The sequence below is a fragment of the Pseudorhizobium marinum genome (assembly GCF_000705355.1).
GTDB lineage: Bacteria > Pseudomonadota > Alphaproteobacteria > Rhizobiales > Rhizobiaceae > Neorhizobium > Neorhizobium pelagicum.
In genome coordinates this window covers 159,832-183,849 of record NZ_JMQK01000005.1, presented here as the reverse complement: position 1 = coordinate 183,849, position 24,018 = coordinate 159,832, and the positions used below count along the sequence as shown (strand labels likewise).

Here is a 24,018-nt window from a genome sequence, read left to right as displayed (position 1 = left end):
GATCTGCGGCCGACCGGCCAGTGAATCAGATCGCGTCCACGCCGGTCTCGCCCGTACGGATGCGAACGACCTCTTCGACGTTGGACACGAAGATTTTCCCGTCGCCGATGCGACCGGTCTGGGCGGCATTGCGGATCGCTTCGATGACAGCGTCCACATTCTCGTCGGCGAGAACGACTTCGACCTTCACCTTGGGCAGGAAGTCGACGACATATTCGGCTCCGCGATAAAGTTCGGTATGGCCCTTCTGCCGTCCAAAGCCCTTCGCCTCCGTCACAGTAATGCCCTGCAAGCCGACCTCCTGGAGGGCTTCCTTCACCTCATCCAGCTTGAATGGCTTGATAATGGCTTCGATTTTTTTCATGAGAAACAATCTCTCCCCTGACGCTGCCGTTACCGGCTCGACCTACTAATGCAGGTATCATGCCAATCTGGAAAGCCGCTTTCGCGGTAACGCCCAGAAAATTCCAGTTTTGTCATACACATATAGCGCATTGTTGCCGGAGATAAACGCCTGAAGTTTGAGCGTTTGACGGAATCAAAAGCCACTCTCGCCGAGGAGATGCGCCTGCAGAAGCTCTTCTCCGCCCAAATAATGCGCTTATGCCTGTTTGTTGAGCGAAAACGGGCGGTTGCGTCGGCTCTTGTGTTCCGTTGGACTTTCCGTTCAAGTGCAGCATGACCGGACACGCAGAGGCATTGCTGCTCACCCCTGAGGAAATGGCCGAGGCTGACGCAGCCGCGGCCGCATCCGGTATCGACTCCTACGGCCTGATGGAAAAGGCCGGACAGGCTGTGGTGGCCTCGGTCCTTCGGCACTACCCGCAGGCGCTGCGCTTCCTGGTTCTCTGCGGTCCCGGCAACAATGGCGGCGACGGCTATATCGCGGCGGCCAGCCTGATCCGCGCCGGTGCCGACACCCGGGTCTTTGCGATCGGAGATCCAGGCCGCCTGACAGGCGATGCGCGCCGCGCCATGGAAGCTTGCCCTGTTAAGCCCGTGGCGTCATCACAGCTGCAGCTCGGCCCCGGAGATGTGGTGATCGATGCCATCTTCGGTGCCGGACTGGCTCGGCCGGTTTCCGCCGAGGTCGAGGACCTGATCGACAAGGTTAGAGATGCCGGCATACCGGTCGTGGCGGTCGATCTGCCATCCGGTCTCTGCGGCCGCCGAGGGACGCCGCTCGGCGCCGCCTTCCGGGCCGCCCGCACCGTCACATTCATGGCTCGCAAGCCCGGACACCTGCTGATGCCCGGCCGGTCGCTCTGCGGTGACATCGAAGTCTGCGACATCGGCATTCCGTTGCGTATCCTGCGCAGGGCGGCAGGCACCGTCGCCGCCAATCACCCGGATGCCTGGCGTCATCTGCTGCCGACGCCCGATCCCGCATCCCACAAGTACCGTCGCGGCCACCTTGGGGTCTTCTCCGGTGGCGCATCGCACACGGGGGCGGCGCGGCTCTCGGCCGGCGCCGGGCTTGCTGCCGGCGCCGGGCTGGTGACGCTGGCCTCTCCCGCCGATGCAATGCCGGTCAATGCCGCCCAGCTCACGGCTGTCATGCTGCGCGAGGTCGAGACGGCTGCGGCACTGAAGGACTGGCTTGCGGCGTCGAAGCTTTCGGCCTTCGTTCTCGGGCCGGGGTTCGGAGTTGGCGACAAGGCCCGCGACTTCGTTCTGGCGCTGGAGGGACGCCCGCTGGTGCTGGACGCCGACGGAATCACCTCGTTCCGGGAGCAGCGGAACCGGCTGTTCGACATCTATCGCGCCCGCGAAACGCAACTGGTGCTGACGCCGCATGAGGGGGAGTTCGCGCGGCTTTTTCCTGACCTTGTGGAGGCGGAGGGGCAGAGCAAGTTCGAGAAGGCCGTGGCGGCGGCCAGGCTTGCCAACGCGATCATCGTCTACAAGGGCGCCGATACCGTGATTGCGGCACCGGATGGCCGGACCCTGATCAACGACAATGCGCCGCCCTGGCTGGCAACCGCCGGTTCGGGTGATGTCCTGGCCGGAATCATCGGCGCTTTGCTCGCCAACGGCATGCCGGCGTTCGAAGCGGCCGCAGCTGCGGTATATCTGCACGGTGAGGCTGCCACGAGGGCAGGCGAGGGGATGACGGCCGAATCCCTTGTTCAGCACATCGGACCGCTCTCCGGGCGATGATCAGCCGCCGTTGACCATCGCCTGCAACGCCATCGCGCCCTGCGGCGCATTGACCTTGCCCTCGTGGATGAAGAAGGCGAAGACGTCGCGCGGTTTCCGTTCGGGCCGGCGATCCGGATCGATGAGCGGCAGGTCGTCCGGCACCTCGCCTTCGGCCCAGGTCTTCAATCGTCCTGCCCAGGTTTTCAGATCGGCCTCGGCATAGCAGGTGGGAATATCGTCGGACCCTGTCTGTAGTCGCGCATAGGCGAAATCCGCGGTCACATCGGCGATCAGCGGGTACTCATGATGTTCGGCGCAGACCGGTGCCACCTTGTGGCGGGCGATCATCTGCACGAACTCCGGGACCTTGAAGCTGTCGTGGCGCACTTCCACCACGTGGCGCAGCGGCAGCCCCCCGACAGTCTCCGGGAGGAGCTTCAGGAAGGCCTCGAAATCGTCAGGCTCGAACTTCTTCGTCGGAGCGAACTGCCAGAGGATCGGCCCGAGATGCGGCCCCAGTTCCACCAGCCCCTGTCCGAGGAACTTGGCGATCGACTCCCCGGCCTCCGCCAGAATCTTCCGGTTGGTGGCATAGCGGCTCGCCTTCAGCGAGAACACGAAACCATCCGGCACATCCGCCGCCCATTTGGCGAAGGTCTCCGGCTTCTGGGAACCGTAGTAGGTGCCGTTGACCTCGATCACAGCAAGCTTGCTGCTGGCGTATTCGAGCTGCTTCTTCTTCGCCAGTTTCTCCGGGTAGAAGCTGCCTTCCCACGGATCGAAGGTCCAGCCGCCGATGCCGGTGCGAATGGTGCCGGATGCGCTCACGTCGTCCTCCCCAGGCGGTCTACTCCGCCGCTTCCGCAGTCTTCGTCGGCCGGCGTTCCAGGAGTTCCTTGAGGAAATGCCCCGTGTAGGAGCGCTTCTCCTTGGCCACCTGCTCCGGCGTTCCCGTCGCAACGATCTCGCCACCGCCGGTGCCACCTTCCGGCCCGACATCAATGATCCAGTCGGCCGTCTTGATGACCTCCAGATTGTGCTCGATGACCACCACTGAATTGCCCTGGTTCACCAGTTCGTGCAGCATTTCCAGCAGTTTGTTGACGTCGTGGAAGTGCAGGCCGGTGGTCGGCTCGTCGAGGATGTAGAGCGTCCGGCCGGTGGAGCGCTTCGACAGCTCCTTCGCCAGCTTGACGCGCTGCGCCTCGCCGCCCGAAAGCGTATTGGCCTGCTGTCCCACCTTGATGTATCCGAGGCCGACACTGAAGAGGCCCTGCAGCTTGTCGCGCACCGCCGGTACCGCGGAGAAGAACTCCACGCCCTCCTCGACCGTCATGTCGAGAACGTCGGCGATCGACTTGCCCTTGAACTCGACACTCAGGGTTTCGCGGTTGTAGCGCTTGCCGTGGCAGACGTCGCAGGTGACGTAGACGTCGGGCAGGAAGTGCATTTCGATCTTGATGACGCCGTCGCCCTGGCAGGCTTCACAGCGCCCGCCCTTGACGTTGAAGGAGAAGCGGCCGGGCGCATAGCCCCGTGCCTTTGCTTCCGGCAGGCCGGCAAACCAGTCTCGGATCGGCGTGAAGGCACCGGTATAGGTGGCCGGGTTGGAGCGCGGCGTACGCCCGATCGGCGACTGGTCGATGTCGATCACCTTATCGATATGCTCGAAGCCATCGATACGGTCGTGTTCGGCCGGGATTTCCCGCGCGCCCATCACCCGCCGCGCCGCCGCCTTGTAGAGCGTCTCGATCAGGAAGGTGGACTTGCCGCCACCCGATACGCCGGTCACCGCCGTGAAGACGCCGAGCGGCACCGAGGCGGTGACGTTCTTGAGGTTGTTGCCCCGGGCGCCGACGACCTTGATCTCCTTGCCCTTCTTCGGCTTGCGCCGCGTGGTCGGGATTGCAACGCCCAATTCGCCGGACAGATACTTGCCGGTCAGCGACTTCGGGTTGGCCATGATGTCGGCCGGCGTACCCTCCGCCACCACTTCGCCGCCGTGGATGCCGGCTGCCGGGCCGATATCCACGACATAGTCGGCCGTCATGATGGCATCCTCGTCATGCTCGACGACGATCACCGTATTGCCGATGTCGCGCAGGTGCTTCAGCGTCTCGAGCAGCCTTGCATTGTCGCGCTGATGCAGGCCGATGGAAGGCTCGTCGAGCACATAGAGAACGCCGGTCAATCCGGAGCCGATCTGAGAGGCGAGGCGAATGCGCTGGCTTTCGCCGCCGGACAGCGTGCCCGAATTGCGCGACAGGCTGAGGTATTCCAGCCCCACATCGTTGAGGAAGCGCAGACGCTCGCGGATCTCCTTGAGGATGCGGACCGCGATCTCATTCTGCTTCGTGTTCAGGCTGGCGGGCAGTTCCTCGAACCAGTCGCGCGCCAGCTTGATCGACATCTCGGTGACCTGACCGATGTGCAGCTTGTTGATCTTGACTGCGAGCGCCTCGGGTTTCAGGCGGAAACCGTTGCAGGCCGGGCAGGGGGCTGCCGACATGTAGCGTTCGATCTCTTCGCGCGCCCATGCACTGTCGGTCTCCTTCCAGCGGCGCTCCAGGTTGGGCACGATGCCTTCGAAGGTCTTCGTCGTCTTGTAGGAACGGGCGCCGTCTATGTAGTGGAACTCGAGCTTCTCGTCAGTGCCCTTGAGAATGGCATCCTGCGCCTCGGTCGACAGCTCCGACCAGCGGCTGGAAAGCTTGAAGCCATAGACCTTGCCGAGGCCGTCGAGCGTCTGGTTGTAGTACGGCGAGGTCGACTTTGCCCAGGGCGCGATCGCCCCGTCGCGCAGCGTCCGCTCCGGCTCCGGCACGATCAGCGCCGTGTCGATCTTCTGCTGGAAGCCGAGGCCGTCGCAGGTGGGGCAGGCGCCGAAGGGGTTGTTGAAGGAGAAGAGCCGCGGCTCAATTTCCGAAATCGTGAAGCCGGATACGGGGCAGGCGAATTTCTCCGAAAACAGCGTCCGCTCATGGGTCTCGTTGAGCGACTTGTTGGCAGACCCGCCTGCTGCGGTTTCCTCCACCGGCAGTGGCTTGTCGGCGAACTCCGCGATTGCCAGCCCGTCGGCAAGCTTCAGCGAGGTCTCGAGACTGTCCGCAAGGCGCGCGCCGATATCGGAACGCACGACCAGGCGGTCGACCACGACGTCGATGTCGTGCTTGTACTTCTTGTCGAGCGCCGGCACATCCGCGATCTCGTAGAACTGGCCGTCCACCTTGACGCGCTGGAAGCCCTTCTTCATCAGCTCGGCGAGTTCCTTCTTGTACTCGCCTTTGCGGCCGCGGATCATCGGCGCCAGGATGTAGAGGCGTGTGCCTTCCTCGAAGGCCAGGATGCGGTCGACCATCTGACTGACGGTCTGGCTCTCGATCGGCAGGCCGGTGGCCGGCGAATAGGGAACGCCGACGCGGGCGAACAGGAGGCGCATGTAGTCGTAGATTTCGGTGACCGTGCCGACCGTCGAGCGGGGATTGCGCGACGTCGTCTTCTGTTCGATCGAGATCGCCGGCGACAGGCCGTCGATCTGGTCGACATCCGGCTTCTGCATCATTTCCAGGAACTGCCGCGCGTAGGCCGAAAGGCTTTCGACATAACGGCGCTGGCCCTCCGCATAGATCGTATCGAAGGCGAGGGAGGACTTGCCGGAGCCCGAAAGCCCGGTCATGACGATCAACGAGTTGCGCGGCAAGTCGAGATCGATGCCCTTCAAGTTGTGCTCACGCGCACCACGGATGGAGATCGTCTTAAGTTCGCTCATAAGTCTGTCCGGTGGGAGGATCAATGCCCATATGTAGTGAGGGAAGTTGCGCTGTCGAGGCAGAAACTTGGTCTCGACACCACAGATTTCGAGTCGCTTGACTTGACCATATCGAATTTATAGAACAAATAAAGAACAAAAATGACTGTGGATTGTGAACCCGTGAGGCCCAACGCGGGCATCGGATGGGCTAAGCTAGCATCTTACAGATAAGGAAGGCCGCGTCACAGGCGGCGGACGAGGTGATTGATCATGGCGGGAAGCGTCAACAAGGTAATTCTGGTCGGCAACGTTGGTGCTGACCCCGAAATTCGGCGCACACAGGACGGTCGCCCGATCGCCAACCTGCGCATCGCGACGTCGGAAAGCTGGCGCGACCGCAACAGCGGCGAGCGCAAGGAGAAGACCGAATGGCACACCGTGGTGGTCTTCAACGAAGGCCTCTGCAAGGTTGTCGAACAATACGTCAAGAAGGGCGCAAAGCTCTACATCGAAGGCGCGCTGCAGACCCGCAAGTGGCAGGACCAGACGGGCAATGACCGCTATTCGACCGAAATCGTGCTGCAGGGCTTCAACTCGACGCTGACCATGCTGGACGGCCGAGGCGGCGGCGAAGGCGGCGGTCAGGGCAACTACGGCGGCGGTGGCGGTCGTGTTGCAGGCGGCGGCAATGATTTCGGCGGCGGCGGCGATGACTACGACCGTCCTGCATCCGGTGGCGGTCGTGGCGGCGCGTCGGGCGGCCAGGCCGGCGGCGGCTTTTCGCGCGATCTCGACGACGACATCCCGTTCTGATCCACTGAACGGCCAGACGCCGGCCGACGAGCTGGCGTCTGGCATACGGTTTGCGTGATCCCCTTCATCGTATCATCAAGGGGTCACGTCATGAAATTCGCCTGCCTGTTGCTTTCCACCATGGCCCTGTCCGCAGCTTTTTCAGCGCCGGCAGCTGCCGCGGAGCAGCTCGACGACAAGCCGCGTATCGCGGTCATGTCGGCCTTCGAGCCCGAGTGGAAAACGCTTCTTACCCAGCTCTCGGACGCGCAGGAGCACGTCCTGAACGGCCGACGCTTTGTCACCGGCAGCATGGCCGGCAAGGACGTAGTCCTCTTCCTCAGCGGCGTCAGCATGGTCAATGCGGCGATGACCACGCAGCAGGCACTTGATCATTTCGACATCACCAGCATCGTGTTTTCGGGCATAGCGGGCGGCGTCGATCCGTCCCTGTCGGTCGGCGACGTCGTCGTCAGTGACCAGTGGGGCCAGTACCTGGAGGCAATCTTCGCCCGCGAGAGCGAAGGCACCTTCGCCATCCCGCCCTTCCTCGACACGCAGTTCCCGAACTTCGGCATGATCTACCCCAACGAAAGCGAGGTCGTGCGCGACGGCTCGGCCGAGCCCGAAGACCGTTTCTGGTTTCCCGTCGATGGCAAGCTGCTGGAGACGGCACGCCAGGTGGCCTCCGAGGTGATCCTGGCGAAATGCGCCGGCGAGGGGAGATGCCTGTCGACGCAGCCGAAGGTGCTGGTGGGCGGCAACGGTGTTTCCGGACCGGCCTTTGTCGACAATGCCGCCTTCCGCGAATTCACCTTCGACACCTTCCAGGCGAAGGTGCTCGACATGGAGAGCGCGGCGACGGCGCATGTCGCCTACAGCAACGGGGTGCCCTTCATCGCCTTCCGCAGTCTCTCTGACCTTGCTGGCGGTGGCGAGGGCGAAAACGAGATGGGGACGTTCTTCGCGCTTGCCTCGGAGAATTCCGCCAAGGTGGTGCAGGCCTTCCTTGCCGCACTTCCCTGAGCGGCTCGCCGCTACAGGATGAAGGCCGACCGTATTCCGTCCACCACGAACTGCACGGACAGCGCGGCCAGAATGACGCCGAGCAGGCGGGTCAGAATGGCCCGCCCCGTGACGCCGAGGAAGCGGTCGAGACGCTCGGCGATCAGAAGCGCGGCGAGCACGAGCACCATGCTGAGCGCCAGCACGGCGATCAGCAGGAAACGGTCCCAGGGGCCGGGGAGGGCTCCGGCCAGCAGCACGGTCGCCGATATGGCGCCGGGACCGGCGATCAGCGGCAGCGCCAGGGGAAAGACGGCGATGTTATGGATGTGGTCGATGGTAATGGCCGTCTGAGACGTCTTCTCCTTGCGCTCCTGCCGTCGCTCGAAGACCATTTCGAAGGCGATCCAGAACAGCAGCAGGCCGCCGGCGATCCGGAACGCCCCCATTGAGATGCCGAGCGAGCCGAGCAGGCTGGCGCCGAAGAGCGCAAAGACGGCGAGGATGGCGAAGGCGATGAGCGAGCCGCGCACCGCCACCTGTCGGCGCTGCAGCCTCGTCATGCCCACCGTCAGCCCGAGAAACACAGGTGCCAGCCCAGGCGGATCCAGTGTCACCAGCAGCGTCGTGAAGGCGTTGATCAGGATATCTGCAGTTGCCATGTGGCCCCCCGGTGATGCTCACGATCCTTGCGGATGCCAGCCAAGATTGTTAGGACAGCGGGGCGGTCAAGGGAAGAGTGAGCTTCCTCACTGATTTTCCGCCATGTGCACCGTACGGACGGGCCGCACAAGGTTCAAAAGCTGTTCAAAACCGCTGCGGAAATTGGCGTCCGGAGCCGCTTTCCGCTATAGAAATGCAACTGATTCCGAACAAAGATCGTGATCCGATTTGACTGAGCAAAGCACACCCGGCGGCGGAAAGCTGCCCCCAGGCATCGAGCCCATCTCCATCGTGGAAGAAATGCAGCGGTCCTATCTCGATTACGCGATGAGCGTCATCGTCAGCCGCGCGCTTCCCGACGTCCGTGACGGATTGAAGCCGGTTCACCGGCGCATCCTGTTCTCGATGAGCGAAATGGGCATCGACTGGAACAAGAAGTACGTCAAGTCCGCCCGCGTCACCGGTGACGTGATGGGTAAGTACCACCCGCATGGCGACTCGGCGATCTACGACGCGCTGGCGCGCATGGCGCAGCACTGGTCCCTGCGGTTGCCGTTGATCGATGGTCAAGGCAACTTCGGCTCCATCGACGGCGATCCGCCTGCAGCCCAGCGTTACACCGAATGCCGCCTGCAGAAGTCTGCCCACGCACTGCTCGACGATCTCGACAAGGAGACCGTCAACTTCCGCGACAACTACGACGGCACGATGTCGGAACCCGTGGTGGTGCCTGCGCGCTTCCCGAACCTTCTCGTCAACGGCGCCGGCGGTATCGCCGTCGGCATGGCGACGAACATTCCGCCCCACAACCTGACCGAAGTGATCGACGGCTGCATTGCGCTCATCGACAATCCGGCGATCGAACTGCAGGAACTGATGCAGTTCATTCCCGGGCCCGACTTCCCCACCGGCGCCCTCATTCTCGGCCGGTCCGGCATCCGCTCGGCCTATGAGACCGGCCGCGGCTCCGTGATCATGCGCGGCAAGGCCCACATCGAGCCGATGCGCGGCGACCGCGAGCAGATCATCATCACCGAAGTGCCCTACCAGGTGAACAAGGCGACGATGATCGAGAAGATGGCCGAACTGGTGCGCGACAAGCGCATCGAAGGCATCTCCGATCTGCGCGACGAGTCCGACCGCCAGGGATATCGGGTCGTGATCGAGTTGAAGCGCGACGCTAATGCCGAGGTGATCCTCAACCAGCTGTACCGTTACACACCGCTGCAGACCTCCTTCGGCTGCAACATGGTGGCGCTGAACGGTGGCAAGCCGGAACAGCTCACGCTGATCGACATGCTGAAGGCCTTTATTGCCTTCCGCGAGGAAGTCGTTAGCCGCCGAACAAAATACCTGCTGCGCAAGGCGCGTGACCGCGCCCACGTCCTGGTCGGTCTCGCGATTGCCGTCGCCAATATCGACGAAATCATCAGCCTGATCCGTCGTGCGCCCGATCCGGCGACCGCCCGCGAACAGTTGATGACCCGCCGCTGGCCGGCGCATGACGTGGATTCGCTGATCCGCCTGATCGACGATCCCCGGCACAGGATCAACGAGGACGGCACCTACAATCTCTCGGAAGAGCAGGCCCGCGCCATCCTCGAACTGCGCCTGGCCCGCCTGACAGCGCTCGGTCGCGATGAAATCAGCGACGAACTCAACAAGATCGGCGCCGAGATCACCGATTATCTCGATATCCTGTCGTCGCGCGTACGCATCTACACGATCGTCAAGGATGAGCTGATCGCCGTTCGCGACGAGTTTGGCACGCCCAGACGGACGGAGATCCTCGAAGGCGGTCCGGACATGGACGACGAGGACCTGATCGCCCGCGAGGACATGGTGGTTACCGTCTCGCATCTCGGCTACATCAAGCGCGTGCCGCTGACGACCTATCGGGCGCAGCGCCGCGGTGGCAAGGGCCGGTCCGGCATGGCAACCCGGGACGAGGATTTCGTTACCCGGCTATTCGTCGCCAACACACATACGCCGGTCTTGTTCTTCTCGTCGCGCGGCATCGTCTACAAGGAGAAGGTCTGGCGTCTGCCGGTCGGCACGCCGACGTCGCGCGGCAAGGCCCTCATCAACATGCTGCCGCTGGAACCCGGCGAACGCATCACCACGATCATGCCGCTGCCCGAGGACGAGACGAGCTGGGAAAATCTCGACGTCATGTTCTCCACGACGCGCGGGACCGTCCGCCGCAACAAGCTGTCCGACTTCGTTCAGGTGAACCGGAACGGCAAGATCGCCATGAAGCTCGAGGACGAGGGGGATGAAATCCTCTCCGTCGAAACCTGTACCGATCGCGATGACGTGCTGCTGACCACCGCGCTTGGACAGTGCATTCGTTTCCCGGTCGACAGCGTCCGCGTCTTTGCCGGCCGCAACTCGATCGGTGTCCGCGGCATCACGCTGCAACCGGCCGACCGAATCATCTCGATGACCATCGTCGGGCATGTCGCGGCCGAACCCTGGGAACGTGCGGCCTACCTCAAGCGCTCCGCCATGGAACGCCGCTCTGCCGGCGTCGACGAGGAGGACATCGCGCTGGTGGGTGAAGAGGTCGGCGAGGTTGGAGAGCTTTCCGAAGAGCGGTACCAGGAGCTGAAGACCCGCGAACAATTCGTTCTGACGGTCTCGGAGAAGGGCTACGGCAAGCGGTCGTCCTCCTACGATTTCCGCACCTCGGGCCGCGGCGGCAAGGGCATCCGCGCCACCGATACCTCCCGAACCAGCGAAATCGGCGAGCTCGTGGCGGCCTTCCCGATCGAGGATACGGACCAGATCATGCTCGTCTCGAACGGCGGCGTGCTCATCCGGGTTCCGGTCAACGGCATCCGCATCGCCAGCCGCGCCACCAAGGGCGTCACGATCTTCTCCACCGCCAAGGATGAGAAGGTCGTCTCCGTGGAGCGGATCAGCGAGCCGGAGGGCGAGGACGAGAACGGCAATGTTCTGCCAGAGGAGATCATGGCGGAGACGGGTGACCTCGGCAGCGCGCCGGCACCCGACAGTGCGCCCGATGAGCCAGAGGGCGAATAAGGGCAGGGGTTAAACGAAAAAAGCCGGGCTGATGCCCGGCTTTTTTTTGGCTGCGCGGAGGGACAGACAATCGGCGCAGCCCGCTACCGAAAATGTCTTGAAGAGGTGCGACCGGCATTCAGAAGGGAGCGTGGCGTTTGGCGAAAACCTTCATCTCTTCGCTTTCGCGGCGCAATTCCGCAATCGTCGAGGTCACCGACGCCACGAACATGATGCTGATCAAACTTGCCAAAACCGTCAACGTCACAAACATGCCCTGCCTCTTTTTGCAATCCCGTCAGTAGTACGAGGCGTCGTGATATCGGCCCGTCATCTGCGGATAGTTCAATTCGGTCCACTCGGACCTATCCTGATAAAGGGTCACTGTTGCCGTGAGCATCGCGGCGATCATTGCTGTCCAGACCATGTTGATCATGAAGATCTTGTCCAGCATGATCGGCTTCTTTCTCTCGATCATCTCAGTAGTCCTTCTTGTTTGCCAAAACGCCGACTTCGCGATCTGGTTCCACCATCTGTTGAAAAGCGGGATTTGGAGGTCTTGGGATGCCGACCGCCGGTGCTCTGCGCACGCGATGCCGACCCTCGCTCCTGCTTTCCGCAACGGGTCTTCGCCCATTGATCGCAGAAAACCACATCCGCAATGAAACGGGCTTGAACGGGCTGTTCATCTGCCGTTCATCTTGCCAAGACTTGCGGCGGCATCTCGACCATGACAAAAGGCAGGAAACCGGCGGGAACCTCCATGACCATCGCTTTCTACCCGGGATCCTTCGATCCCCTGACCAATGGACACCTCGACGTGCTTCTTCAGGCGCTCGAGGTTGCCGAACGCGTGGTCGTCGCCATCGGCGTTCATCCGGGCAAGGTCCCGATGTTCAGCTTTGAGGAGCGGGCGGAGCTTATTCGCGCTTCCCTGGCCGACGTCCTGCCTGAGAAGGGTGCGGACATCGACGTCGTCTCGTTCGACAATCTCGTCGTCGACGCGGCCCGCGCCCATGGCGCAAGGCTCCTGATCCGCGGCCTGCGGGATGGGACCGATCTTGACTACGAGATGCAGATGGCCGGCATGAACAGGCAGCTTGCTCCAGACATTCAGACCGTATTTCTGCCCGCGGGGGTGGCATCGCGGCCCATTACGGCCACATTGGTCCGGCAGATCGCCGCAATGGGCGGTGATGTCGGAGCATTTGTCCCGACACCTGTCTCTATGGCCATGAAGCTCAAGCTGAAACGCTGACGTCCCATCTTGGAGAAACTATGAAATCGCTTCGTTCCGCCCTTGCAGGCGCTTTTGCATTCGCAACTCTCGCCGTTCCGGCATTTGCCGCAGAGGACGACTTTCTCACGATCGAATTGAAGGACGGTCCGGTTGTGATCGAGCTTCTTCCGGAGATCGCTCCGAAGCACGTCGAACAGATCAAGAAGCTGGCGGCCGAAGGTGAATATGACAATGTCGCGTTCCACCGCGTCATTGAAGGCTTCATGGCCCAGACCGGCGACGTCGAGTTCGGCGACACCGAGGATGGCTTCGCTCCGGAGCGTGCCGGCACCGGCGGCTCCAAGCTCCCGGATCTGCCAGCCGAGTTTTCCGAGGTGCCCTTCGAACGCGGCACCGTGGGCATGGCCCGCTCTCAGGATCCCGACTCCGCCAACTCCCAGTTCTTCATCATGTTCGACGAAGGTTCTTTCCTGAACGGCCAGTACACGGTTGTCGGCAAGGTGGCTTCCGGTATGGAAGCCGTCGACAAGATCAAGCGCGGCGAAGGTGGCAACGGTGAAGTCTCCGATCCCGACCGCATGATCAAGGTCACCGTCGGAAAGCAGACACAATAAAAAGCGGCCCCGGTCGCGACAACACAACAAGGAGATGGCTATGGCCGAGATCAAGGACCCGGAAAACACCCTCATCATGGAAACCACCAAGGGCAGGGTCGTCATCGCCCTGATGCCCGATCTGGCCCCCGGCCACGTCGCGCGCATCAAGGAACTGGCGCGCGAACAGGCCTATGACGGCGTTGTCTTCCATCGCGTGATACCGGATTTCATGGCCCAGACCGGCGACGTGCAGTTCGGCAAGAAGGGTGGCGAGAACTTCAACCCGTCGCGCGCCGGCATGGGCGGGTCCGACAAGCCGGACCTGCAGGCCGAATTTTCGGCCGTTCCGCATGTTCGCGGCACCTGCTCGATGGCGCGCTCGCAGAGCCCGAACTCGGCCAACTCGCAGTTCTTCATCTGCTTTACCGATTCCCCTTGGCTCAACAAGCAGTACACGGTCTGGGGCCAGGTCATCGAAGGCATGGACAACATCGACCAGATCAAGAAGGGCGAACCCGTGCAGGATCCGGATTCGATCGTTTCCGTGAAGGTTGCAGCCGATATCGCTGCCTGATCTTCCGTACTGACGTCCTGAAAGCGCTCCGGTTCGGCCGGGGCGCTTTTCTTTTGCGGCATATCCGACTATCTGCGGGGACCGCCGTCACCAGCCAACACCAGCCGCCGAGATGAAATGCGCGTAGACCTCTTCGACTTCGACCTGCCGGACGACAACATCGCGCTGCGGCCCGCCAGCCCGCGCGACAGCGCCCGTCTGCTTGTCGTCCAGCCGGAGCCGTCCGCTGCATTGGAGGATCATCACGTTCGGGATCTTCCCGGAATGCTGAGAGCCGGCGACGCGCTCGTCTTCAACGATACCCGGGTCATTCCGGCGCAGATGGAAGGCCAGCGTGTCAGGGAAGGGGGGGCGGAACTGCCGGTGTCGGCGACGCTCCACATGCGGGCGGGGCCTGAGCGTTGGAAGGCTTTCGCCAGACCCGGCAAGCGCATCAAGGTCGGCGACCGGATACTGTTCGGCCATGGTGGCGACGCCTGCCTGCTCGGCACGTTGAATGCGACGGTGGAATCCAAGGGCGAGGGCGGCGAGATCACGCTGCTCTTCGATCTTTCCGGCCCGGCGCTGGACGAGGCGATCATGGCGGTCGGCCACATCCCGCTGCCACCCTATATCGCCGACAAGCGTCCCGAGGACGAACGGGACCAGATCGACTACCAGACCATCTATGCCCGCGAGAGGGGTGCCGTCGCGGCGCCCACGGCCGGGCTGCACTTTACGCCTGAGCTCTTTGATGCCCTCGATGCCGCCGGCTTAGAACGTCATTTCGTGACGCTGCATGTGGGCGCGGGGACGTTTCTTCCGGTCAAGGCGGACGATACCGACGAGCACAAGATGCATGCCGAGATCGGCCACGTCAGCGCCGAAACGGCCGAGCGGTTGAACGCGGTGCGGGCAAGGGGCGGGCGCATCGTCTCCGTCGGCACCACGTCGCTGCGCCTTCTCGAAAGCGCCGCCGCAGACGACGGCCGTATCGAGCCCTGGAGCGGCCAGACAGACATCTTCATCACGCCCGGCTACCGTTTCAAGGCGGTGGATGTGCTGATGACCAATTTCCACCTGCCGAAGTCGACGCTCTTCATGCTGGTCTCCGCCTTCAGTGGCTTCGAGACCATGAAGAACGCCTATGATTACGCCATTCGCAGCGGCTATCGCTTCTATTCCTACGGCGATTCAAGCCTGCTTTTCCGGAAGATGACATGACAGAGACGTTCCAGTTCAACCTCAGGGCAACCGACGGCGGCGCGCGTCTCGGCGAAGTCACCATGCCGCGCGGGACGATCCGCACGCCGGCCTTCATGCCGGTCGGCACGGTCGGCACCGTCAAGGCCATGTATCTCGACCAGGTCCGGGAAACCGGCGCCGACATCATCCTCGGCAATACCTATCACCTGATGCTGCGGCCGGGCGCCGAACGGGTGGCGCGCCTCGGCGGCCTGCATGAGCTGATCCGCTGGAAGCACCCGATCCTCACCGATAGCGGCGGCTTCCAGGTGATGTCGCTCTCCGGTCTGCGCAAGCTCGACGAGCAGGGCGTCACCTTCAAGAGCCATGTGGACGGCAGCCTGCATCACATGTCGCCCGAGCGGTCGATCGAGATCCAGGGGCTGCTCGGCTCCGACATCCAGATGCAGCTCGACGAATGCGTCGCACTGCCGGCCGAGCCGAAGGAGATCGAGCGCGCCATGGAGCTCTCGCTGCGCTGGGCCGAGCGCTGCCGGGTGGCCTTCGGCGACCAGCCCGGCAAGGCGATGTTCGGCATCGTCCAGGGCGGCGACCAGCCGGACCTGCGTGTCCGCTCGGCTGAAGGATTGAAACAGCTTGACCTGAAGGGCTATGCGGTCGGCGGGCTTGCCGTCGGCGAGCCTCAGGATGTGATGCTGCGGATGCTGGAGACGACGCTTCCGGTGCTGCCGTCCGAAAAGCCGCGCTACCTGATGGGCGTCGGGACGCCGGATGACATCCTTAAATCCGTCGCGCGGGGTATCGACATGTTCGACTGCGTGATGCCGACCCGCTCCGGACGCCACGGCCTGGCCTTCACCCGGCGCGGCAAGGTCAATATCCGCAACGCCCGCCACGCCGAGGACATGCGGCCGCTGGACGAGGAATCGAACTGCCCGGCAGCGCGCGACTATTCGCGGGCCTATCTGCATCACCTGGTACGGTCCGACGAGGCGCTGGGCGGCATGCTGCTGTCCTGGAACAACCTCTCGTACTATCAGGACCTGATGAAAGGCATCCGGCTGGCCATCGCGGAAGGCCGCTTCGCCGATTTCTATGCCGAGACGCAGGAAACCTGGGCGAGGGGCGATCTGGCACCCCTCTAGGAGATCAGATGCCGGTGCTGGACGTATTGCGCCGAAGCCGAACGCCATTCACCTTGTAGGCGCCGTCGTCCATCAGTCTGAGTTCATAGATCGCCGTCCAGTCCTTGCCCTCGCTGCCGCTGATCAGGACCTCCTGGAACACGAGTTCACCGCCTCCGACAAGCTTGGCACGGCCAAATGCATAGCTGTCGGCACGGTAGACGGGAGGATAGGTCTTGCGAACCATCTCCAGGAACTGGAACTCGGTTCGAAACGTGCTGCGGATGCCCGGCGAGGCGAAGGCATAGGCGGCTTCGGCGTCGTCGCTGCGAAAGGCGTTGATCTGGCCGGAGATCACGGCGCGGGCATTGCTGACCGGATCTTCGGCCCAAGACGCTGCAGGAAGCAGGAGCATGGACAGAATGAGGCAGGCGAATCGACGAAGCATCGGCTACTCCTCTCGGCTGAAGCAGCAGGCTACCGCGTTTTCCAGGGAGGAGAACATCACCTTTTCGAGATTTCGGCCCGGCCGATCGTGCGAATGCGCTCCACCGACCCGATGAACAGGGACCTCGCAACAGGCGGTCCAGGCGACCAGGAGCATCACGCCGGCCTCGATGACAGCGCCGAGCCGACCGTCAGGATGCTGGCATGGGCCAAGAACTCCGCATCCTATCGGTTGTCGCGCCGGATGATGACCGAGCACGAACTGGCGACCGCCATCCGCCGCAAGGCCAGGCAGAAATTCGAAGGCATCTCGGAAGCGCAACTGGCGGCCGTGGCCAACGCCGCGATCGCGTTCGGCCGGCGTGTCGGCGCACTGGACGACAAGTCCTATGCGGAGGTGAAGGTCAGGTCCCTGGTTCGGGCCGGACGATCCAAGCGCGTCATTGCGCGAAAGCTGCAGGAAAAGGGCGTGGACCCGCCGACGGCAGCGGAGGCCCTGGAGGATGCCGACGATCCCACCGCCGCCATCGCATTTGCCCGCAAGCGTGGCTTCGGTCCGTACCGGCGTGCGCCGCTCGACGAGAAGCGGCTTGCCCGGGAGATGTCCGCCTTCGCCCGCAACGGCTTCAGCTTCGACCTGGCGAGAAGGGTGCTGGATATGGACGTGGACGAAGCCGAGGCGGTGACTGCAGCTCAGCCGTTTGGATGATGGCGGGAAGCTTGATTGTACGCTGCCGCTGCACATCCCATGCGACACACAATGTGGCGGCGGGGTTGAAATGTCCGCCGTGGCGCAAAGTAGAAATGTCCGCAGGAGCGCTGCAAGGGATGACAATCAGCCCCGATCTGAGCGGCTGATCCCGCGTGCAAGATCAGATCGGGGCGGGTGAGGGACACCCCTTCGGCTTTAGCTGTGAGACGCCGAGCGACCCGTCACTCGGCAGCATGCTGCCGCGACAGGGCCTTCTCACGTCGCGCTATCACCGCCGGATCACTCATGTAATCCGTACGTCTTCCGGGCTTGCGACCTGTGGGCTTGTAGCCAATCCTCTCGCTGTTGGTCTTCACCTTCGGCTTTACCTGTTCCTCCTGACGCTCCTTGATATAGGCCAGAACATCACCCAACCGCTTGTTCTCGGTGATCGCCGCATGCGTCACCCGCTGGTCCTTGTCGAACACCGTGTAGGGCAGGGAATAGCCTTTCCAACGTACGTCCAGCCGACCGTCCGCATAGGCATAGGTCTCGACATAGAGCCCAACCAGACCGCGCGTCACCTCGGTCTCCTGCAGCATGATACGCTTGCGCTCGAACGAGAACGTCAGTTGCGATCCGACATAACGCTGCTCGCGCTTGCACAGGATCTCAGTCAACCGATCCGGCGCCAGATTCAGCGGCCGATGCAGGTCCCCCGAACGGGCAGGGGCAATCGAAAATCGCGTATTGTATGCCTCTATGAATTCCGGCAAGAATGCATTGCCGGCCTCCATGGTATCGATGCCAGAAAGCCGCAGTTCCTTGATCAGCCGATCTTGCAACGTCCGGTTCATCCGCTCGACGCGGCCCTTGGCCTGGCTCGAATTTGCGCAGAGAATCTCGATGTTTAGCTCGCAAAGCGCACGCCCGAACTGGGTCATGCCCTGGCCGCCCTTGGCGTCCTTCTTCGCCACCCGGAACACCGAATGCTTATCGGAGTAAAAGGCGATCGGTGCGCCGTGACGCTTGAGATAGAGCTCCAGTGCCTCAAAATAGGTGAAGGCGCTTTCCGACCGCACGAAACGCAACTGCATCAATCTGCCGGTCGCATCATCGACAAAAACTAGTAACGAGCACGGCGGTCCGCGATCCTCGAACCAGCGATGCTCCGACCCGTCGATCTGCACGAGCTCGCCATAGGCTTCGCGCCGCAGCCGCGGCTGATGAAACGTCCGGCGCTGCTTGCGCGGCAACCACAATCCCGCATCGACCATCCAGTTGCGCACCGTCTCACGCGACATACGCAAGCCATCACGTTCAGCCAACTTCTCCGTCGCCAAGGTCGGCCCGAAATCCGCATAGCACTCGCGAACCAGCGTCACCGCGTAATCCCGAACCACGTCGCCGATCCTATTGTTCGATGGCCGGCCGATCGCTTTGTGCCGGATCGACGCCGCGCCACCAACTCGCATCCGTTCCAGCAGCCGACGCACCTGGCGCTCGCTCAGATCGAGCACATGCGCCGCAGACACCGTTGTCATCCGGCCTCCGACCACCTTCGATAAAACTTCAATCCGCTGCAGATCGCGCTCGCTCATCGCTATCAATCCCATCTGCAATCTCCCACACGTCATTCAGACCCGGGGAGTGTGACATTCCAACTTTGCAGAAACAGGACATTCTAACTTTGCGGCTACACACAAAGATCGCATAAGATAGATTATGGAACTTATCTGCTATGGGTATTAGCGATATGGCTGGTGCCGATGTCGGCCACCGGGCGGATATTTCCAAGCGTCCTGCTCCCCAACGACATCAGGTTTCATCGCCATACCGTTGAACCATATCAGCTTTTGAAGCAGATCTGCGCCAAAAAGAAAACTGCTGGCGATGATGTCCCGAAGGTCTGCTGCCGGTTACACCATGACACTTTTCAAGTGCAAATCCCGGTGCGCACCACATGGTTCGGGTGTCAGGAACCGATCAATGGTCACGGTTAGAGCACCATGCAAGCCTGCAGGATATCGAGTTCCAGATCTCGACCTGTTGCCGGATTGTTATTTCCACGAAGTTCGAATAACCACTTGACGTCCGGGTCCGATCGTAGCAATCTATTTCCATGAACATAGAAACAGCCGCATCACAGATGGAATCGCTGGGAAGCCCGACGCGTCTGCGCATTTACCGGACGCTGGTCCGCGCGGGGCTGGATGGACTGGCCGTCGGTGCGCTTCAGCAGAAGGTCGACATCCCCGCATCGACGCTGTCGCACCATTGCCGCAAGCTGATCGAGGCCGGCCTCGTGACTCAGGAGCGTCAGGGCACGACACTGATCTGCAGGGCCAACTACAAGGCGATGTCGTCGCTGATCGGTTATCTTGCCGACGAATGTTGCGCCGACGGCCGCGCCGAGGAAGCTGCGACAACAGAAGACTGACGCTATTGGATTTGCCTGCAAATTTCGAAACTTCTAAGATAACGGAAGGAGAAATGCGATGATTGCCCACCAGGAACTTCCGGTCGCTATCGTGGGCGCTGGCCCCATCGGGCTGGCGGCGGCGGCACAACTTGTTCGGCGAGGCCTGCAGCCCCTGGTGCTGGAGCAAGGTGCATCCGTCGGATCCGCCTTGCGGGCCTGGGGACATGTCCGGGTCTTTTCTCCGTGGCGCTACGTGCTCGAGGCCGCCTCCGTCGATCTTCTGATCATGCACGGGTGGGAGGCGCCGAACCCGGACGAACTGCCGACCGGAGGCGAGATTGTCGAGCGATATCTGCAACCCTTGGCAGTCCTTCCAGAGATCGTCCCGCACATCCGCGCCGGCTGCACCGTCACCGCGATCGGCAGGCTGGGCATGGACAAGATGACGACGCCAGGCCGCGATACGACGCCCTTCCAGATCCGGTATGTCGACGGACAGTGTCAGGAGCACTCTGTCCTGGCCGGCGCTGTCCTTGACGCTTCCGGCACCTGGAGCCGTCCCAACCCGCTTGGCACGGACGGCTTGCCTGCGATCGGAGAGACGGGCGCCGCCGGCAGAATAGCCTACGGGCTCCCCGACGTCCTGGGGACGGAACGCGAGCACTATGCCGGGCGCTCGGTCCTGGTGATCGGCAGCGGGCATTCGGCCATCAACGTGGTGCTGGCACTCATGGAGCTGCGGCGGATCTCGCCGGAGACACGCGTCCTGTGGGCCCTGCGCCGCAACCGTATCGAGCGGCTCTTGGGCGGCGGATTGAACGACCAGCTGCCCGCGCGCGGAAGCCTGGGCCTGGCGGCGCAGGAGGCCATCGCTGCGGGAGATGTCGAACTGCTTGCACCATTCGCCGTTCAGGCGATCCGTCAGGACGGCAGCAGACTGCAGGTCGACGCTCTCCACGACGGCAGGCCGGACCAATGGGCGGTCGACCGGATCGTCGTCGCGACCGGTTTCCGGCCGGATCTCGATATGCTGAGAGAGGTCCGCCTCGATCTGGACCCGGCGGTGGAAGCCCCTCGCCTCCTTGCACCGATGATCGACCCCAACCTGCATTCCTGCGGATCGGTGCCGCCGCATGGCGTGTTGGAGCTTGCACAGCCGGAGCCCGGCTTCTTCATCGTCGGCTCCAAATCCTACGGCCGGGCACCGACGTTCCTGATGGCGACCGGCTACGAACAGGTTCGTTCCGTGGTCGCCGAACTGGCAGGCGATCATGACGCCGCCCGCCAGGTTCACCTTGTCTTGCCGGAAACCGGCGTGTGCAGCGCTGCACCATCATCGCAGACATCGGCCAGCTGCTGCGGTGGGCCCGCACCCGCCGGCACGGATGCCTGCTGCAAGGCGGACCTCGAGGCGAAGCAGGAGGGCAAGCCCGGCTGCGGATGCAGTGAAACCGCGCCTCACCCGAGCCAGATGGAACCTGCCGAATGACCGACCGAAAGGCCCCCGCGCTCATGATCTGGGCGCTAGGGGCAACGCAGATCATCGGCTACGGCACCCTCTACTATTCCTTCAGCATTCTGGCCCCCGCCATGGCGCAGGATCTGTCCCTGCCGTTGGACTGGCTCTTCGGCATCCTGTCGCTTGCGCTGTTGACGGGAGGCCTGCTGGCGCCCCAGGCGGGCAAATGGGCCGATCGCTACGGCGCCGGTCGGCTGATGGTCCCGGGATCGATCGCGGCAGCCGTATCGCTGGCCAGTGCGGCCATGTCGTCCCACCCGGTGACATTCACCCTGTCGCTGGTCGTCATGGAACTCGCCTCCTGCTTCGTGCTCTACGGCACGGCGTTTGCGGCGATCGTCCAGGTCGGCGGCAGCCGCGCACCGGCAAGCATCACCCATCTGACGCTGATTGCCGGCTTTGCATCGACGCTTTTCTGGCCGCTGACGGCGGCACTCCATACCCACTTCGACTGGCGCGAAATCTACCTCCTGTTTGCGGTCCTGAACCTTGGTCTCTGCCTGCCAATCCACTGGTGGATATCCCGGCTTCCGCGGGAGGCGGAAAGCGCCCGGCCGGTGTCGACAACCGTTTCACCATCGAGAGAAAACAGACCCGTGGGCCCTGCCGTCTCCAGCCAGAGCATCTTTCTCCTGATGCTGGCGGGCTTTGCCGTCGAAGGTTTCGTGCTGGCCTCCATTCTCGTCCACATGGTGCCGCTGCTCGGCGCATTGGGTTTGGGAGCCTCAGCGCTGATGGTGTCGGCGCTGTTTGGACCTTCGCAGGTCGCGAGCCGTCTTCTGAACATGGTGTTCGGCGGGCGCTTGTCGCAAACCGTGCTGGCGACGATCTCGGCCGGCCTGCTGGCACTGGCGCTTACGGCGCTTCTGTCCACGACGCCATGGCTCCCGGGACTGGCGCTATTTGCCATCCTGTTCGGTCTGGGGTCGGGTCTTGCCAGCATCGTAGGCGGCACGCTTCCGCTTGAACTCTTCGGCCGCGCCGGATACGGCGCCCGGCTGGGCTGGGTCACGGCCGCCCGCCAGTTCTCGTCGGCGCTCGCACCCTTCCTGTTTGCGGTCGGGCTGGAGGCGGCGGGACCGGAGCGTGCCGTGACGCTGACGGTCATCGGCGCTGGCGTTGCCGTCGCTCTCTTCGGGCTGATCGCGGTGCAGCGCTATCGCGCTGCCGCTGCGCCATTGGAAGCCGCGACGGAACCATGATCCGTCGCACACGGCTCGCGGGCGGCGGGCTTAGATGGCAATGGTCGCTTCAAAGACGAGACCATCATAGGCCGGCTCGACATGGTCCGGCGTCGCTTGCATGACGGCGTCGTAATCCAGCGGGATGTGCATATGGGTCAGAATGGCCCGGCGCGGCGAAAGCTTGCCGATCCAGTCGAGCGCCTGACCGAGCGACAGATGGCTGGGATGGTAGCTGTGCTGCAGGGCATCGATCACCAGCATGTCGAGCCCGCGGAGCCTGCTCTGGCTTTCGGGTGGAAAGTCGCTGACATCGCTGCAATAGGCGACGTCGCCGAACCGGAAACCCAGCGAATGGATGTCGCCATGCTCCTGATAATGGGACAGCACCTCGATCGGTCCGCCGGCACCGTCGATGACGATCGGTTCGTCCAGCGACCCTATGATCCGCGGCTCGACGATCGGCGGATAGCTGCCGCCCGGCGGCGTTTCGAGGCAATAGCCGAAGCCCAGCCGGATCCGATCCATGGTGAAGGCATCGGCATAGATCGGGATCCTGTGCTTCTGCAGGATGAAATAGCCCCGCAGGTCATCGATGCCGTGCAGATGGTCGGCATGCGCATGGGTAAACAGAACCGCATCCACACGCTGCACCTTGGCCGCGATCATCTGCTCCCGGAAGTCTGGCCCCGTGTCGACGACGACCGTCGTGCAACCGCCGTCCGGCGCGAACTGCTCCACGAGAAAGGCTGCGCGCGTGCGGCGATTGCGGGGGTTGGCGGGATTGCAGTCGCCCCAGTCGCCGTTGATCCGCGGAACACCCGGCGAAGAGGCACAGCCAAGGATCGTGAACCGGCGGCGATATTCCATGGGATCAGAGCCTGGGCATCTTGGAGAAGACCCGAAGAGCATTCTCGGTGGTGATGCGCGCCATCTCCTCGAACTCGACGTCCAGCGTCTCCGCCAGGATTTCGGCCGTGTTGACCACATAGGACGGCTCGTTGCGCTTGCCCCGCCATCTCTTCGGCGCCAGATAGGGTGCGTCCGTCTCGACAAGCAGCCTGTCGTGCGGGATGGTCTTCGCGATATCGCGCAGTTCCCCGGACTTCGGGAAGGTCAGGATGCCGGAGAACGACACATAGCCGCCGAGCGCGACACCGGTCTCGGCCAAAGCCTGGCCCGCTGAGAAACAGTGCAGGATGAAGGGGAAAGCCCCCTTCCCTGTTTCCTCCGTCAGGATCGCCGCCATGTCCTCGTCGGCGCTGCGGCTGTGGATGACGAGCGGCAGCTGCGTCCGGCGCGCCGCCTCGATGTGCCGGCGAAAGCCCGTCTGCTGGTCTTCGGGCTTCTGCGTGTCGTAGAAATAATCGAGGCCTGCCTCGCCGATCGCGACGATCTTCTCGTGGCTTTCAGCCAGCCGCACCAGCTCGTCGGCGGTGATGTCCAGCTCTTCGGCAGCATTGTTCGGATGTGTTCCGACGGAGCAGAAGACCGAGGGATAGCGGGCGGTCAGCGCCAGCAGGTTCTCCAGCTTGCGCACCCGCGTCGAGATTGTCACCATCTGCTGCACGCCCACCGCATGCGCACGCGCGATCAGATCGTCGCGCTCATCGGCGAAATCGGGAAAATCCAGATGGCAGTGCGTATCGATCAGCATGACGG

General features: G+C 62.9%; 23 protein-coding genes. 13 read left to right on the top strand and 10 right to left on the bottom strand.

The window, feature by feature from the left end; translation table 11 throughout:
- Nucleotides 1-25: 25 nt before the first annotated feature.
- Nucleotides 26-364 (bottom strand): P-II family nitrogen regulator, encoded by a 339-nt coding sequence (locus EO99_RS0108425; protein WP_029618203.1) that lies wholly within the window; start codon nucleotides 362-364, stop codon nucleotides 26-28.
- Between the two features lie 314 nt (nucleotides 365-678).
- Here EO99_RS0108425 and EO99_RS0108420 point away from each other — a divergent pair, with 314 nt between their 5' ends.
- Nucleotides 679-2,160: a bifunctional ADP-dependent NAD(P)H-hydrate dehydratase/NAD(P)H-hydrate epimerase gene (locus EO99_RS0108420; RefSeq protein ID WP_029618202.1), complete on the top strand. Its 1,482-nt coding sequence runs from the start codon at nucleotides 679-681 to the stop codon at nucleotides 2,158-2,160.
- On the opposite strand, the gene EO99_RS0108415 is transcribed toward EO99_RS0108420, so the two are convergent.
- Nucleotides 2,161-2,970 carry a DUF72 domain-containing protein gene (locus EO99_RS0108415; protein ID WP_029618201.1) on the bottom strand — a complete coding sequence of 270 codons (810 nt, stop codon included), beginning with the start codon at nucleotides 2,968-2,970 and terminating at the stop codon, nucleotides 2,161-2,163.
- Nucleotides 2,971-2,989: 19 nt separating this feature from the next.
- Entirely contained in the window at nucleotides 2,990-5,911 is a 2,922-nt protein-coding gene (gene uvrA / locus EO99_RS0108410; RefSeq protein ID WP_029618200.1) for an excinuclease ABC subunit UvrA, read from the bottom strand.
- Nucleotides 5,912-6,163: 252 nt separating this feature from the next.
- On the opposite strand from uvrA, the gene EO99_RS0108405 reads away from it, so the two are divergent.
- On the top strand, nucleotides 6,164-6,706 hold the full coding sequence (locus tag EO99_RS0108405) for a single-stranded DNA-binding protein (RefSeq protein WP_029618199.1): 543 nt from the start codon (nucleotides 6,164-6,166) through the stop codon (nucleotides 6,704-6,706).
- 90 nt (nucleotides 6,707-6,796) lie between these two features.
- Complete coding sequence (locus EO99_RS0108400; protein ID WP_029618198.1) at nucleotides 6,797-7,711, top strand: 5'-methylthioadenosine/S-adenosylhomocysteine nucleosidase; 915 nt, start codon at nucleotides 6,797-6,799, stop codon at nucleotides 7,709-7,711.
- An 11-nt stretch (nucleotides 7,712-7,722) separates the two neighbouring features.
- Here the strand turns inward: EO99_RS0108400 and EO99_RS0108395 are convergent, their stop codons facing one another.
- On the bottom strand, nucleotides 7,723-8,352 hold the full coding sequence (locus EO99_RS0108395; protein WP_029618197.1) for a MarC family protein: 630 nt from the start codon (nucleotides 8,350-8,352) through the stop codon (nucleotides 7,723-7,725).
- A 229-nt stretch (nucleotides 8,353-8,581) separates the two neighbouring features.
- Between EO99_RS0108395 and gyrA the strand changes: the two genes are divergently transcribed.
- Nucleotides 8,582-11,398 (top strand): DNA gyrase subunit A, encoded by a 2,817-nt coding sequence (gene gyrA / locus EO99_RS0108390; protein ID WP_077067054.1) that lies wholly within the window; start codon nucleotides 8,582-8,584, stop codon nucleotides 11,396-11,398.
- A 118-nt stretch (nucleotides 11,399-11,516) separates the two neighbouring features.
- Here the strand turns inward: gyrA and EO99_RS28425 are convergent, their stop codons facing one another.
- Together EO99_RS28425 and EO99_RS27345 are read right to left on the bottom strand one after the other, a co-directional pair.
- Complete coding sequence (locus EO99_RS28425) at nucleotides 11,517-11,651, bottom strand: hypothetical protein (protein ID WP_268871295.1); 135 nt, start codon at nucleotides 11,649-11,651, stop codon at nucleotides 11,517-11,519.
- Nucleotides 11,652-11,675: 24 nt separating this feature from the next.
- On the bottom strand, nucleotides 11,676-11,855 hold the full coding sequence (locus EO99_RS27345) for a hypothetical protein (RefSeq protein ID WP_139014990.1): 180 nt from the start codon (nucleotides 11,853-11,855) through the stop codon (nucleotides 11,676-11,678).
- A gap of 285 nt (nucleotides 11,856-12,140) precedes the next feature.
- Here EO99_RS27345 and coaD point away from each other — a divergent pair, with 285 nt between their 5' ends.
- The 5 genes from coaD to tgt all read left to right on the top strand — a co-directional run bounded on the left by coaD (nucleotide 12,141) and on the right by tgt (nucleotide 16,117).
- On the top strand, nucleotides 12,141-12,635 hold the full coding sequence (gene coaD / locus EO99_RS0108375) for a pantetheine-phosphate adenylyltransferase (protein ID WP_029618194.1): 495 nt from the start codon (nucleotides 12,141-12,143) through the stop codon (nucleotides 12,633-12,635).
- Between the two features lie 20 nt (nucleotides 12,636-12,655).
- Nucleotides 12,656-13,231: a peptidylprolyl isomerase gene (locus EO99_RS0108370; protein WP_029618193.1), complete on the top strand. Its 576-nt coding sequence runs from the start codon at nucleotides 12,656-12,658 to the stop codon at nucleotides 13,229-13,231.
- A 40-nt stretch (nucleotides 13,232-13,271) separates the two neighbouring features.
- Entirely contained in the window at nucleotides 13,272-13,787 is a 516-nt protein-coding gene (locus tag EO99_RS0108365) for a peptidylprolyl isomerase (RefSeq protein ID WP_029618192.1), read from the top strand.
- Nucleotides 13,788-13,904: 117 nt separating this feature from the next.
- Entirely contained in the window at nucleotides 13,905-14,990 is a 1,086-nt protein-coding gene (gene queA, locus EO99_RS0108360) for a tRNA preQ1(34) S-adenosylmethionine ribosyltransferase-isomerase QueA (protein WP_029618191.1), read from the top strand.
- Entirely contained in the window at nucleotides 14,987-16,117 is a 1,131-nt protein-coding gene (tgt, locus tag EO99_RS0108355) for a tRNA guanosine(34) transglycosylase Tgt (RefSeq protein WP_029618190.1), read from the top strand. The genes queA and tgt overlap by 4 nt, the downstream gene beginning before the upstream one ends.
- Before the next feature lie 4 nt (nucleotides 16,118-16,121).
- Here the strand turns inward: tgt and EO99_RS0108350 are convergent, their stop codons facing one another.
- On the bottom strand, nucleotides 16,122-16,544 hold the full coding sequence (locus tag EO99_RS0108350; protein WP_029618189.1) for a DUF4864 domain-containing protein: 423 nt from the start codon (nucleotides 16,542-16,544) through the stop codon (nucleotides 16,122-16,124).
- Nucleotides 16,545-16,739: 195 nt separating this feature from the next.
- On the opposite strand from EO99_RS0108350, the gene EO99_RS0108345 reads away from it, so the two are divergent.
- Nucleotides 16,740-17,252, top strand: coding sequence for a regulatory protein RecX (locus EO99_RS0108345; RefSeq protein ID WP_037111453.1), 513 nt, complete (start codon nucleotides 16,740-16,742; stop codon nucleotides 17,250-17,252).
- A 224-nt stretch (nucleotides 17,253-17,476) separates the two neighbouring features.
- Here the strand turns inward: EO99_RS0108345 and EO99_RS0108340 are convergent, their stop codons facing one another.
- Nucleotides 17,477-18,850 carry an ISNCY family transposase gene (locus EO99_RS0108340; RefSeq protein ID WP_029618187.1) on the bottom strand — a complete coding sequence of 458 codons (1,374 nt, stop codon included), beginning with the start codon at nucleotides 18,848-18,850 and terminating at the stop codon, nucleotides 17,477-17,479.
- Nucleotides 18,851-19,356: 506 nt separating this feature from the next.
- Between EO99_RS0108340 and EO99_RS0108335 the strand changes: the two genes are divergently transcribed.
- The 3 genes from EO99_RS0108335 to arsK are packed head-to-tail and all read left to right on the top strand — an operon-like array spanning nucleotide 19,357 to nucleotide 22,377.
- The gene (locus EO99_RS0108335; RefSeq protein ID WP_029618186.1) at nucleotides 19,357-19,674 is read left to right on the top strand and encodes an ArsR/SmtB family transcription factor; all 318 of its coding nucleotides are present in this window, start codon (nucleotides 19,357-19,359) and stop codon (nucleotides 19,672-19,674) included.
- A 58-nt stretch (nucleotides 19,675-19,732) separates the two neighbouring features.
- Nucleotides 19,733-21,145, top strand: a complete 1,413-nt coding sequence (locus EO99_RS0108330) for an NAD(P)-binding domain-containing protein (protein WP_029618185.1) — start codon at nucleotides 19,733-19,735, stop codon at nucleotides 21,143-21,145.
- Nucleotides 21,142-22,377, top strand: coding sequence for an arsenite efflux MFS transporter ArsK (gene arsK / locus EO99_RS0108325; protein ID WP_029618184.1), 1,236 nt, complete (start codon nucleotides 21,142-21,144; stop codon nucleotides 22,375-22,377). The genes EO99_RS0108330 and arsK overlap by 4 nt, the downstream gene beginning before the upstream one ends.
- Nucleotides 22,378-22,407: 30 nt before the next feature.
- Here the strand turns inward: arsK and EO99_RS0108320 are convergent, their stop codons facing one another.
- Nucleotides 22,408-23,226: an MBL fold metallo-hydrolase gene (locus EO99_RS0108320; protein WP_029618183.1), complete on the bottom strand. Its 819-nt coding sequence runs from the start codon at nucleotides 23,224-23,226 to the stop codon at nucleotides 22,408-22,410.
- 4 nt (nucleotides 23,227-23,230) lie between these two features.
- Nucleotides 23,231-24,013 carry a TatD family hydrolase gene (locus EO99_RS0108315; RefSeq protein WP_029618182.1) on the bottom strand — a complete coding sequence of 261 codons (783 nt, stop codon included), beginning with the start codon at nucleotides 24,011-24,013 and terminating at the stop codon, nucleotides 23,231-23,233.
- Between the last annotated feature and the right edge of the window lie 5 nt (nucleotides 24,014-24,018).